The organism is Pseudomonas putida, from assembly GCF_050989985.1.
Taxonomy (GTDB): Bacteria; Pseudomonadota; Gammaproteobacteria; order Pseudomonadales; family Pseudomonadaceae; genus Aquipseudomonas; species Aquipseudomonas putida_AI.
The window spans coordinates 1,964,695-1,977,312 of record NZ_CP158815.1; the positions used below are offsets into that span (position 1 = coordinate 1,964,695).

A 12,618-nucleotide genomic window follows, 5' to 3' on the forward strand; every position below is an offset into this window, starting at 1 on the left:
GAGGTTTTTGTATGGCTACTCCAATCAAGGCTACCCCACTCAAGAAAGCGTTTTCGCAGGCTGAAGAAGCCGCGCTGGTCAAGGCCGACAAGGCCCACCACATGCACGGCTACCACATGTTCGACGAGCACGCCGAGCAAGGCTCCCTGAACATCGTCGCCGGCGACGGCGCCTACATCTATGACACCCAGGGCAACCGCTTCCTCGATGCCGTGGGCGGCATGTGGTGCACCAACATCGGCCTGGGGCGTGAGGAAATGGCCGAAGCCATTGCCGATCAGGTACGGCAGCTGGCGTATTCGAATCCGTTTTCCGACATGTCGAACAACGTGGCGATCCAGCTGTGCGAAAAGCTCGCCAGCCTGGCGCCGGGCGATCTTGATCATGTGTTCCTCACCACCGGCGGCTCCACCGCGGTCGACACCGCCTATCGCCTGATCCAGTACTACCAGAACTGCCGTGGCAAGACGGAGAAGAAGCACGTCATCGCCCGTTTCAACGCCTATCACGGCTCCACCACGCTGACCATGTCGATCGGCAACAAGGCCGCCGACCGGGTGCCGGAGTTCGATTACGCCAACCCGCTGATCCACCACGTTTCCAACCCCAACCCCTACCGTGCACCGGAGGGGATGGACGAGGCGCAGTTCCTCGAATTCCTGATCAAGGAATTCGAAGACAAGATCCTCTCGATTGGCGCGGACAAGGTGGCCGGGTTCTTCGCCGAGCCGGTGATGGGCTCGGGCGGGGTGATCATTCCGCCCAAGGGTTACCTCAAGCGCATGTGGGAGGTGTGCCAGCGCTACGACATCCTGTTCGTCGCCGACGAGGTGGTGACGTCGTTCGGGCGCCTGGGCAAGTTCTTCGCTTCCAAAGAGGTGTTCGACGTGCAGCCGGACATCATCACCACCGCCAAGGGCCTGACCTCGGCCTATCTGCCGCTGGGCGCCTGCATCTTTTCCGATCGCATCTGGAAGGTGATTGCGGAACCGGGCACGGGCCGCTGCTTCACCCACGGCTTCACCTACAGCGGCCATCCGGTGTGCTGCACGGCAGCGCTGAAGAACATCGAGATCATCGAACGGGAAAACCTGCTGGCCCATGTCGACGATGTTGGCGGCTACCTGGAGCAACGCCTGGCCACGCTGCGGGATCTGCCGCTGGTGGGGGATGTGCGCTGCCTGAAGTTGATGGCCTGCGTGGAGTTCGTCGCTGATAAACGCACCAAGACGTTGTTCGCCGACGAGATCAACATCGGCGAGAAAATCCACGTGCGGGCCCAGGCCCGGGGCTTGCTGGTGCGGCCTATCATGCACCTCAACGTGATGTCGCCGCCGCTGATCCTGACTTATGCACAGGTGGACGAGATCGTCGAGATCCTGCGCGAGTGCATCCTGGAAGTGGCGGCCGAGCTTTCCGCGAGCGGCCAGTACGCCGGCCAATGACTTCATCCGTCAGGCTTTTACCAACGGCCCGCTCTCCCGCTAGACTGCGGGGCATGAGCAAACCAAACGACGATACGCTGATCGCGATGCCCTTCGGGGCATTGCACAAATGGCATGGGGGAATGCGCGAGGCATTCGCCCATATCGATGAGCCCGACGCCCTGCAATACCTGGCGTCGGCGTTGGCGCAACTGGTGTCCATCGAATCGATGATGATCAGCCTGGAACGCAAGGACCGCCCGCCGCAATTGCTGCACCAGCGCGGCATCGCCCAGGAGTATCAGGTCTCGATTCTCGAGCGCTATTTTTCCGGCGGCTACTTGCTCGACCCGTTCTGCCTGGCGGTGGAGCAGGGGTTGGCGCAAGGCTTCTATCACCTGGAAGAAATCGCCCCGGACAACTTCTTCGACAGCGACTATTACAAGACTTACTACCTGAATGCGGGCTGCTCGGAAGACAGCTACTACATCGTCGACACCGGCAATGACACCAAGATCTCCGTCAGCCTGTACCAGGGTTTCGGCGGTGAATGCCTGCGGGTCGACCAACTGAACCTGCTGCGCGCCGTCGAACCGCTGGTGCGCGAATTCGTCAGCGAATTCAGCCGGCGGGGCCTGCTGCGCAATAGCGAGATCCAGTGCAATCACGAACAAGACCAGCGCGATGACCTCAAGCATCGGGTGCAATCGGCGTTCGAACAGTTCGGCAGTGATTTGCTCACCGAACGCGAGCGGGAAGTGGCACACATGGTCCTGCGAGGTCACTCGGTGAAATCCACGGCCAGCGAGATGAACATCTCCCCGGAAACCGTGCGCATGCACCGCAAGAATCTGTACCTGAAGCTGGAAGTGGGATCGCAGTCGGAGTTGTTTGCGCTGTTTATCGAGTGGTTGCGCGGGCACTGATGGCCTGACACAACCGATAACCCTGTAGGAGCGAGCCTGCTCGCGAAAAACGCCCAGACGACGCGTTCAGTCAGGCAGCCCGCGTTATCGTTGACCTCCATCGCGAGCAGGCTCGCTCCTACAGGGGTTAGTCAGCGTGTTCGTAACCGTCGCCCGACCACATCCAGCACATCACAGCCATCGCGCAACGGGATGGCGCAGAGCAATGAAAAGTCGCTGAGGATGAAGGAATCGCACTCGATCGAACCGCGCATGGACAGGTTTTCCAGTACCTGGGTGACAGCGCGGATTCGGTAATTGGCGGCGTCCATCAGAATGTCGAGTGGGGCGTGGGTGTCGACGAAGAGGGTAGGCATATCGGTGCAGTTGCCGGTCAATGCCATGAAGCGGTTGTCGGGGTGAGGGGTTGGTTTTTCGTAGGGGGGATCGGGATGAATGGTTTTCATGGTTTCTAACTCGGGGAGAGAATACGGAGCTGCCGAAAGCCTTCCTACGGGCCAGGGTGGCAGCCATGTACGGGGTAGGAAAATCGAGCCCGAGAACCTCGACCACGCCGAAGCGTGCCCGTACATAGCCGCCGCAGCTGATAGTACGGACGCATTTGAACGGCCGCAAACCAGGTAACTGGCGCCAACATAGTTCTCGGAAATCTCGAGGTTCCTACACCCCACCACTGAATTTCAGTGACCCCAAAAGACTATCGATTGAGCACCTTCCAAACCAGTTCACGCAAATCGCCACATTTCGAAGGAAATCTCCGAAGACCTTGCCCAGAAATGTCCTAGGACTTGTCCAATTGGCATCTGTCAAAAGGGAGCGGTGGAGGGTGGGTGAGGGACAGCGGGCATGACTGCAGTCTAGGAAAAACAGAAATGTCCTACGCCAATTGACACCCGGACCACCTCAACCCCTGTAGGAGCGAGCATGCTCGCGATGGCCTTCAACGATGACGCTGGATGCCTGATACCCCGCGGCGATCTCCGGTTCATCGCGAGCATGCTCGCTCCTACAGTGGTTTTTTGGTTGGCCGAAAATTTGTGACCACACCAGAAAACTGTAGGAGCAAAGCTTGCTCGCGAAGACGGCCGCACATTCAACATCTTCTTTGAATGTGAAGGCCCCATCGCGGGCAAGCCCGCTCCCACAGGGTAATTGGTCGGGCACAAAATTTGTGGCCACCGAAAAACCTGTGGGAGCGGGCTTGCCCGCGATGAGGCCATTACATCCGACAGCAATGCCGGATGAGGATCAGTCTTCGCGCTTCACCACCAGGGTCAGAATGTCATAGCTGGCCACCAGTTCACCCAGCTGGTTGGTGACTTCCACGTCCCACGCCACCACCCCTTGCGGGACGCCTTGCGGGCTCTTTTTGCCCTGGTCGATTTTGCGTTTGCAGGTCAGGCGGGCCTGGATGGTGTCGCCGATGCCCACCGGGTTGATGAAGCGCAGGGTGTCGAGGCCGTAGTTGGCCAGGACCGGGCCGACGCCAGGGGAGACGAACAGGCCTGCCGCCGCCGACAGCACGAAGTAGCCGTGGGCGATGCGCTTGCCGAATTGCGATTCCTTGGCCGCGATGTCGTCGAAGTGCATGTAGAAGTGGTCGCCCGACAGGCAGCCGAAGTTCACCAGGTCGGCTTCGGTGACGGTGCGACGGTGGGTCAGCAGCGACTCGCCGATCTGCAGGTCCTGGAAGTAGCGACGGAACGGGTGCACTTCGGTTTCGATGACCTTGGCGCCACGTACGTATTCGCCGGTGACCGCTGCCAGCATGGTTGGCGAACCTTGTACCGCCGCGCGTTGCAGGTAGTGCTTCACGGCGCGCAGGCCGCCGAGTTCTTCACCGCCGCCGGCACGACCCGGGCCGCCGTGCTTGAGTTGTGGCAGCGGCGAGCCGTGACCGGTGGATTCGCCGGCGCAGTTGCGGTCCAGTACCAGCAGACGGCCGTGCAATGCAGCGGCCACCGGAACGGCTTTGGCCGCGACTTGTGGATCTTTGGTGACCAGGCTGGCCACCAGGCTACCCTTGCCGCGAGCGGCCAGTGCCAGTGCTTCGTCCAGATCGTCGTAAGCCATCAGGGTGCTGACCGGGCCGAAGGCCTCGATGTCGTGGGCGCCGCCTTCAGCGTGCGGATCGCGGGCCTGCAACAGGGTCGGGGCGAAGAACGCGCCCTTGTCGACGTTCTCGCCACGCGGCTCGAAGCCGTCACGGGCACCGAACAGCAGGTCGCTGCTCTGCAACAGCATTTCCAGGCGCTCGGCCACGTCTTTCTGCTGATCGTGGGACGCCAGCGCGCCCATGCGCACGCCTTCCACCGACGGGTCACCGACCACGACTTTGGCCAGGCGGTCACGCAGGCGCGTGGCGACAGCATCAATGTGCTTGGCCGGGACGATGGCGCGGCGGATGGCGGTGCACTTCTGCCCGGCCTTGGTGGTCATTTCCCGGGCGACTTCCTTGATGAACAGCTCGAACTCTTCGTCATCCGGGGTGACGTCCGGGGCGAGGATCGCGCAATTCAGGGAGTCGGCTTCGGCGGTGAACGGCACCGAGTTGCGGATCAGGTTCGGGTTGACCCGCAGCTTGGCCGCGGTGTCGGCGGAACCGGTGAAGGTCACCACGTCCTGGCCTTGCAGGCGATCGAGCAGGTCACCGGTGCCGCCGATGATCAGCTGCAGGCTGCCGGCCGGCAACAGGCCGGATTCGTCCATCAGGCGCACTACGGCTTCGGTCAGGTAGCTGGTGGCGCTGGCTGGCTTGACGATGCACGGCATGCCGGCAAGGAAGCTCGGGGCGAATTTTTCCAACATGCCCCAGATCGGGAAGTTGAAGGCGTTGATGTGCACCGCAACGCCACCGCGCGGGACCAGGATGTGGGTGCCGGCGAAGGTGCCCATCTTGCTCAGTTGCAGCGCCGGGCCTTCGTGGACCACGTTGCCCGACGGCAGCTCGCGGGAACCGAGGCTGGCGTAGGTGAACAGCGTGCTGTTGCCGCCTTCGATGTCGATCCAGCTGTCGGCACGGGTCGCGCCGCTGTGGTGGGAAATCGCGTAGAGCTGTTCCTTGCGCTCGGCCAGGTACAGGGCCAGGGCTTTCAGACGCTGAGCACGCTGTTGAAAGTCCAGCGCCATCAGGCCGCTGACGCCCTGGCGGCGACCGTGTTCGATGGCTTCGGCGAAGTCCGGACGCTCTTCGTGGGTGCGTGCAATTTCATGGCCGTCGATGGCGCTGCGCAGGATTTGTGCGCCTTGGTGGCCGATCCAGCGGCCGGCGATGAAGCTTTGCAGGGTAGGGGCAGACATCAGGATGACTCCGGGTTTGGTCAGTGTCTGGCGCGGGATCAGCCGCGCCGGTCAAAAGGATCAGTGCTGGCTGGCGCCCGAGGCGCCGATGCCGGTCATGGAACGGATGAATTGCGCCAGGTAACGGCCGCGCTCGAGGGCGGCCCGTGGCGAACGGTCGGTGACGGAAAACAGCCAGGCGCTGAAGAAGGCCAGGCTCATGGAAAACAGGGCCGGGTTGGAATACGGGAACAGCGCCTTGTCGTGATGCATGACGTTGACCCACACCGCCGGGCTGAGCACCAGCAGCACGATCGCCGAGACCAGGCCGGCCAGGCTGCCCAGCACCGCGCCGCGGGTGGTCAGGCCCTTCCAGTACATCGAAAGGAACAGCACCGGGAAATTCACTGAGGCGGCGATGGCCAGCACCAGCCCGGAAAGGAAGGCAATGTTCTGCGATTCGAACAGCAGGCCGAGGATGATCGCCAGCACCCCGATGCACAGGGTGGCGATGCGCGACATGCGCATTTCCTGTTGCTCGCTGGCCTGGCCCTTGCGGATCACGCAGGCATACAGGTCGTGGGACACCGCCGAGGCGCCGGACAGCGCCAGCCCGGCGACCACCGCCAGAATGGTGGCGAAGGCCACCGCCGAAATGAAGCCGAGGAACAGGTTGCCGCCCACCGCCTGGGCCAGGTGCACGGCGACCATGTTGCCGCCGCCGATGATCGCGCCGCTGGCGTCGCGGTACGACGGGTCGGTGCCCACCATGACGATGGCGCCGAAGCCGACGACGATCAGCAGCAGGTAGAAGTAGCCGATGAAACCGGTGGCGTAGAACACGCTCTTGCGGGCTTCCTTGGCGTCGCTGACAGTGAAGAAACGCATCAGGATGTGCGGCAGGCCGGCGGTGCCGAACATCATGCCCAGCCCCAGGGAAATCGCGTCAATCGGGTTGGACAACAGGCCGCCGGGCGCCATGATTGCGCTGCCCTTGGCGTGCACGGCGGTGGCGCCGGCGAACATCGCTTCGGTGCTGAAACCGAAATACTTGAGCACCATGAAGGCCATGAAACTGGTGCCGAACAGCAGCATCACCGCCTTGATGATCTGCACCCAGGTGGTGGCGAGCATGCCGCCGAAAGTCACGTAGAACACCATCAGCACGCCGACCAGCATTACTGCGTAGAGGTAGTCGATGCCGAACAGCAATTCGATCAGCTTGCCGGCGCCGACCATCTGCGCCACCAGGTACATCAGGGCCACGGTCAGGGTGCCGAAGGCCGAGGTCAGGCGCACCGGGGTCTGTTCCAGGCGATAGGAGACCACGTCGGCGAAGGTGTACTTGCCCAGGTTGCGCAGGCGCTCGGCGATCAGGAACAGGATGATCGGCCAGCCGGCCAGTACGCCCAGAGCGTAGAGCAGACCGTCGTAGCCGTTGAGGAACATCATCGCGGAAATGCCGAGGAACGAGGCAGCGGAGATCATGTCGCCGGCAATCGCCAGGCCGTTCTGGAAGCCGGTCATGCCGCCGCCGGCGGTATAGAAATCACTGGTCGAACGGGTACGCATGGCCGCCCAGCGAGTCACGCCGAGGGTGAACAGCACGAACACCAGGAACATGCCGATGGCGTTCCAGTTCAAGGGGCGAGCGGCGCCTTCGGCGGCAACGGCAAGGTCGGTAACCACTGCCAGCGGCAGCAGGAACAGGGCAAGAAGGCGGCTCATCGGGCGCACTCCTGCTTGAGTTTGTCGTTCAGCGGATCGATCACGTTGTTGGCGCGATAGACATAGAAACCGGTCAGCGCAAAGGCCAGCACCACCATCACCACACCCACCAGCATGCCCACGGTGGTCACGCCGCCACTCAGGGACTGGCCGAGGGTAGCCGGGGAGAACGCCACCAACAGGACAAAACCGAAATAGATCACCAGCATGATCAGCGACAGCGACCAGTAGAGCTTCTGCTTGCGGCGCACCAGCTGGATGAAGTCGGGGTGCTGGCGGATGAGTTCTATGTCTTGGGGGCTCATGGGGGGGTGTCCTTTGTTGTTTTTGTTGTTGCCCCTGTAGGAGCGAGCATGCTCGCGATGGTCGTCAACGATGACACGGGGTGCCTGATACCCCGCGGCGATCTCCGGTTCATCGCGAGCATGCTCGCTCCTACAGGGGGGTGTAGACGGTTTAGAGTTGATCGAAGTCCAGCACCACCTTGTCGGTGATAGGGAAGGCCTGGCACGACAGGACGTAGCCGGCGGCGACTTCGTAGTCTTCCAGGGCGTGGTTGCTGTCCATTTCCACTTCGCCTTCGATGACCTTGCACTTGCAGGTCGAGCACACGCCGGCCTTGCACGAGTAAGGCAGTTCGGCGCCGATGGCGTTGCCGGCGTCGAGGATGCTCTGGCTGTTGCGCGGCAGGTCGAAGGCCATGGCACGGCCGTCGCTGATCACGGTGATCTGGCTGACCGCCGAATCCACCTGGCGGGCGGCCTCACGGGCTTCGCGTTTCTGCTGGCTGCCGGCGACGGCGAACAGTTCGAAATGAATGCGCTCGGGCGCCATGCCCTTGGCTTTCAGGCTGTCGCGCACGGTCTCGGTCATTTCCTGCGGACCGCAGATGAAGGCGGCGTCGAGGGCTTTGACGTCGAGCCAGCGGCTGAACAGCTGCTCGCATTTCTCGGCGTTGATCCGGCCGTTGTACAGGTCCACGTCCTGCTGCTCGCGGCTGAACACGAAGATCAGGTTCAGGCGTTGCAGATAACGGTTTTTCAAGTCTTCCAGCTGTTCGCGAAACAGTGCGCCGGAGCTGGAGCGGTTGCCGTACAGCAGGGTGACGCGGCTGTGGGGCTCGGTTTCCAGGGTGGTCTTGATGATCGACAGGATCGGCGTGATGCCGCTGCCGGCCGCGACGGCCAGGTAGTTGCCGTGGCGAGTCGGGTCCAGCTCCACGCTGAAATGCCCGGCCGGCGGCATGACTTCCAGGGTGTGCCCGGCTTTCAGTTGTTCGTTGGCGAAGGCGGAGAAACGACCACCGGCCACACGTTTGACCGCGACGCGCAGCTCACCGTCGTTGACGCCGGTGCAGATCGAGTACGAACGGCGTACTTCTTCGCCGTCCAGCTGGGTGCGCACTACCAGGTGCTGGCCCTGGGTGAAGTGGAAACTGTCCTGCAGGTCCTGCGGGATCTCGAAGGCGATGGACACCGCGTCACGGGTCTCGGTACGCACATCCTTGATGGTCAGGCTGTGAAATTTACTCATTCTTGTTCTCCAGCTGGGACGGCCGATCGCCGCTCAGATGCACTTGAAATAGTCGAACGGTTCCCGGCAATCGACGCAGCGATACAGCGCCTTGCACGCGGTGGAGCCGAACTCGCTGAGGACCTCGGTGTGGGCGCTGCCGCATTGCGGGCAGACCACCACCGGGCTCTCGCCGAGCAGGCTGCGTTTGCTGGTGCTGCCCTGGGGCGGCGCGATGCCGTAGGCGCGCAGGCGCTCACGGCCGCTGGCGCTGATCCAGTCGGTGGTCCAGGCCGGGGTCAGGCGGCGTTCCAGGTTGGGTGCCTGGAAACCGGCCTGCTCCAGCGCGTCGCGGATATCGCTCTCGATCACTTCGGTGGCAGGGCAGCCGGAGTAGGTCGGCGTGACCACCACGTGCAAGTGGCCGGCCTGCCAGTCCAGATCGCGCACGATGCCCAGGTCCACCACGCTGACCACCGGCACTTCCGGGTCCATGACCTCGGACAGGATCGCCCAGGCGGCAGCCAGGTCGGTCGGTTGCACCGGCCGGGCGCCGAGGTCGCTGGCGATCAGATCACCAGGTTGCATCGGGGTACGCTCGTGGCAGGAACTGCATTTCGGCCAGCAGAATCCCCAGGTGTTCGGTGTGCAGGCCTTTGCGCGCATTCAGGTAGAAATAGCTTGGCGCGGCCGGCACGGGCAGGGTGGCGCTGGCGAAAATTTCGTTGACCTTCTCTTGCCAGGCAGCGGCGACCGTGGCGATGTCCGGGGTGATGCCGGCTTCGCACAGGCGCTGTTCGCTGTCATCGGCGGCGATCAGTTCCACGGTGAAACGCCACACTTCCGGGATGGCCGCGAGCATGCGCTTGTGGCTTTCCTCGGTGCCGTCGCCCAGGCGCTCGACCCACTCGCCGGAGCGGCGCAGGTGATAGGTGACTTCCTTCACGGCCTTGGCGGCGATGCCGGCGATGCGCTCATCGCTGGATTGAGTCAGGCCCTTGAGTACTTCCAGGTGCCAGGCGTCGTACAGGAACTGCTTGAGCATGGTGACCGCGAAGTCGCCGTTGGGTTGTTCCACCAGCAGCAGGTTGCGGTAGGCGCGCTCGTCGCGGCGGAACGCCAGGTGATCGGCGTCACGGCCGTCGCCCAGCAGTTCGGCGGCGTAGTCCAGCCAGTTGCGGGCCTGGCCGACGAGGTCCAGGCCGACGTTCATCAGCGCCAGCTCTTCTTCCAGGGCCGGGGCCTTGCCGCACCACTGGCACAGGCGCTGGCCCTGGATCAGGGCGCTGTCGCCCAGGCGCAGCAGGTATTCGATCAGATCGGTCTTGTTGTTCATGGTCGACCTCACATGTGCCCGACTTCGGCCGGCAGCTCGTAGAAGCTGGCATGGCGGTAAACTTTGTCGTCCGACGGGTCGAACAGCGGGTCTTTTTCATCCGGCGACGAAGCGGTGATCAGCGCCGATGGCACGACCCACAGGCTCACGCCTTCGCTGCGACGGGTGTAGAGCTCGCGCGCGTTCTCGATGGCCATGGTGGTGTCGGCGGCATGCACGCTGCCGACGTGCTTGTGGTTGAGGCCGTGCTTGCTGCGCACGAAGACTTCGAAGAGGGTCCACTCGGACATTTCAGTTACTCCACATCAGGTGGCCGGATCAGGCGGCGTTCTTGTTTTGTTTTTTGCGGGCGTGGGCGACAGCGGCTTCGCGGACCCAGGCACCGTCTTCAATCGCCTTGCGGCGGGTGGCGACGCGTTCGGTGTTGCACGGGCCGTTGCCCTTGAGCACTTCGTAGAATTCGTCCCACTGGATCTGGCCGAAGTCGTAGTGGCCGGTTTCGGCGTTCCACTTCAGGTCCGGGTCGGGGCAGGTGCAGCCGAGCAATTCCAGCTGCGGGATGGTCTGGTCGATGAAACGCTGGCGCAGTTCGTCGTTGCTCTGGCGCTTGATCTTCCAGGCCATGGATTGCGCGCTGTTCGGCGAGTGTTCGTCGCTCGGGCCGAACATCATCAGCGACGGCCACCACAGGCGGTTGATCGCGTCCTGCACCATGTCTTTTTGCGCCTGGGTACCGTGACGCATCATGGTCAGGAGGATTTCGTAGCCCTGGCGCTGGTGGAAGCTCTCTTCCTTGCAGATGCGGATCATCGCCCGCGAGTACGGGCCGTAGGAGGTGCGCTGCAGCACCACCTGGTTGACGATCGCCGCACCGTCCACCAGCCAGCCCACCGCGCCCATGTCGGCCCAGTTCAGCGTCGGGTAGTTGAAGATGCTCGAATACTTGGCTTTACCGCTGTGCAGCTTGTCGATTTCTGTATCGCGATCAGCGCCCAGGGTTTCCATGGCGCTGTACAGGTACAGGCCGTGACCGGCTTCGTCCTGGATCTTGGCCATCAGTTGCAGTTTGCGTTTGAGCGTTGGCGCACGGGTGACCCAGTTGCCTTCGGGCAGCATGCCGACGATCTCGGAGTGAGCGTGCTGGGAAATCTGCCGGATCAAGGTCTGCCGGTAGGCATCTGGCATCCAGTTCTTGGCTTCGATCTTGATTTCTGAATCGATTTTTTCCTGGAAGGCGCGTTCCTGTTCGGACATTTCCGACAGGTCCTTGATGCGCTTGACTCCGGTTTCTACAAGCTGTGCGTACATTTCGGTCTCCGGCCTCTTTTTTGTTCAGGGGCATTTCGAGGGCATGGAGAACTTTATAAGCGATACAGAAATTAATATCAAACAGAAAATATCGTGTCGTATGTATTTTTGTATCGCTTCAGACGTATGGAAGGGCGGGTTGGGGTTTCTGGACAGGGTGGTGGCACCTTAGTAGCATCCGCCGCAGACGGATCTTTCCCTTTTCAACGCCAGCCGGCGGGCCTCTCAAGGAGTCGAAATGCACGAATTCACCCATGGCGATACTAAGGTCGCGTTCACGGTGCTGAGCGGTGAGGTGCTGGGCAGCGAAAAGCTGAGCGAGACGCGGATCACTACGACAGGTGGGGGCGCAACGGCCGGCAGCGTTGGCGCCAATGGGCAACCGGTGCGGATCAACTCCGAGTCGATCATCAACCATGAGTTCTGGATCCGCACACCCGACGGGGTCGAGCACGATGTGAAATTACGCGGGGTGGATATTCCCCTGCGCGCAGGTCAGCAGGTTTCGTTGTTCAGCGCCTTGCGCAAGGATGGCAAGGCACCTGTTCACGCCGTGCTGCAAAACCATTCGGCGGCCAAGCGCTGGGTGATGCGTGACGGCGAGGCGCTGAACAAGGAATTGGGGTTGGTGGACTTCAAGTGGAGCTCGTTGTGGATTGCGCTCCTTCTGTGGATCGCCGTCAGCTTTGCTTCACCGGCGCTGGGCTTTTTCGCGGTCATTGCCTACATCTGTTACCAGTGCTACCAGGCCTCGAAGCGCAAGAAGCTGATGGTCAGCGCTTTGAATGCCTTTCTCGACAAGCTGAGCCCCTTGGCGGCCAATCGCGCGCAACCGCAAGCCAATCCGTTTGAAGCCATGCTGAAGGCTACGGGCATTGACCTGTCCGAAGCCCAGGTTCAGACGATCTCGATGCAGTTTGAACTTCCAGTTCAGGTTGAAACCCCGACCCAGGTGCAGACCCCCGCCGAGGAGCAGCCCTCCGCCGCGAAGCAAAACACGGCGCTGGACAGCGAGGGTGTGCGCAGAGCGTTGTCGCGCAAGGGTTGATCAAATGAGGCGGGTTTGAGGCATGAATCGCTCGCTGCAAAGTAAATTTTCAAGGGA

At 62.1% G+C, this 12,618-nt stretch carries 12 protein-coding genes; 3 read left to right on the forward strand and 9 right to left on the reverse strand.

Annotated elements, in window-relative coordinates; all coding sequences use genetic code 11:
• Positions 1-11 precede the first annotated feature (11 nt).
• Both ABTV29_RS09250 and ABTV29_RS09255 read left to right on the forward strand, forming a co-directional pair.
• Entirely contained in the window at positions 12-1,445 is a 1,434-nt protein-coding gene (locus ABTV29_RS09250; RefSeq protein WP_433769785.1) for an aminotransferase, read from the forward strand.
• Positions 1,442-2,350: a helix-turn-helix domain-containing protein gene (locus ABTV29_RS09255; RefSeq protein WP_433769786.1), complete on the forward strand. Its 909-nt coding sequence runs from the start codon at positions 1,442-1,444 to the stop codon at positions 2,348-2,350. Before ABTV29_RS09250 ends, ABTV29_RS09255 begins: the two co-directional genes overlap by 4 nt.
• 131 nt (positions 2,351-2,481) lie before the next feature.
• Here ABTV29_RS09255 and ABTV29_RS09260 read toward each other — a convergent pair whose 3' ends face one another.
• The 9 genes from ABTV29_RS09260 to paaA all read right to left on the reverse strand — a co-directional run bounded on the left by ABTV29_RS09260 (position 2,482) and on the right by paaA (position 11,513).
• Entirely contained in the window at positions 2,482-2,796 is a 315-nt protein-coding gene (locus tag ABTV29_RS09260; RefSeq protein WP_433769787.1) for a hypothetical protein, read from the reverse strand.
• Positions 2,797-3,598: 802 nt separating this feature from the next.
• Positions 3,599-5,653 (reverse strand): phenylacetic acid degradation bifunctional protein PaaZ, encoded by a 2,055-nt coding sequence (gene paaZ, locus ABTV29_RS09265; RefSeq protein WP_433771801.1) that lies wholly within the window; start codon positions 5,651-5,653, stop codon positions 3,599-3,601.
• A gap of 57 nt (positions 5,654-5,710) precedes the next feature.
• On the reverse strand, positions 5,711-7,357 hold the full coding sequence (locus ABTV29_RS09270) for a cation acetate symporter (RefSeq protein WP_433769788.1): 1,647 nt from the start codon (positions 7,355-7,357) through the stop codon (positions 5,711-5,713).
• The gene (locus ABTV29_RS09275) at positions 7,354-7,662 is read right to left on the reverse strand and encodes a DUF485 domain-containing protein (RefSeq protein WP_433769789.1); all 309 of its coding nucleotides are present in this window, start codon (positions 7,660-7,662) and stop codon (positions 7,354-7,356) included. The genes ABTV29_RS09270 and ABTV29_RS09275 overlap by 4 nt, the downstream gene beginning before the upstream one ends.
• Before the next feature lie 151 nt (positions 7,663-7,813).
• Positions 7,814-8,890, reverse strand: a complete 1,077-nt coding sequence (gene paaE / locus ABTV29_RS09280) for a 1,2-phenylacetyl-CoA epoxidase subunit PaaE (protein ID WP_433769790.1) — start codon at positions 8,888-8,890, stop codon at positions 7,814-7,816.
• Positions 8,891-8,923: 33 nt separating this feature from the next.
• Entirely contained in the window at positions 8,924-9,457 is a 534-nt protein-coding gene (gene paaD, locus ABTV29_RS09285) for a 1,2-phenylacetyl-CoA epoxidase subunit PaaD (RefSeq protein ID WP_433769791.1), read from the reverse strand.
• Positions 9,444-10,205: a 1,2-phenylacetyl-CoA epoxidase subunit PaaC gene (gene paaC, locus ABTV29_RS09290; RefSeq protein ID WP_433769792.1), complete on the reverse strand. Its 762-nt coding sequence runs from the start codon at positions 10,203-10,205 to the stop codon at positions 9,444-9,446. The genes paaD and paaC overlap by 14 nt, the downstream gene beginning before the upstream one ends.
• An 8-nt stretch (positions 10,206-10,213) precedes the next feature.
• Entirely contained in the window at positions 10,214-10,495 is a 282-nt protein-coding gene (gene paaB, locus ABTV29_RS09295; RefSeq protein WP_007943393.1) for a 1,2-phenylacetyl-CoA epoxidase subunit PaaB, read from the reverse strand.
• A gap of 28 nt (positions 10,496-10,523) precedes the next feature.
• A complete protein-coding gene (gene paaA / locus ABTV29_RS09300; protein ID WP_433769793.1) occupies positions 10,524-11,513 on the reverse strand; it encodes a 1,2-phenylacetyl-CoA epoxidase subunit PaaA in 990 nt (329 codons plus the stop codon).
• Positions 11,514-11,751: 238 nt separating this feature from the next.
• Between paaA and ABTV29_RS09305 the strand changes: the two genes are divergently transcribed.
• Complete coding sequence (locus tag ABTV29_RS09305; RefSeq protein WP_433769794.1) at positions 11,752-12,561, forward strand: hypothetical protein; 810 nt, start codon at positions 11,752-11,754, stop codon at positions 12,559-12,561.
• Positions 12,562-12,618 lie beyond the last annotated feature (57 nt).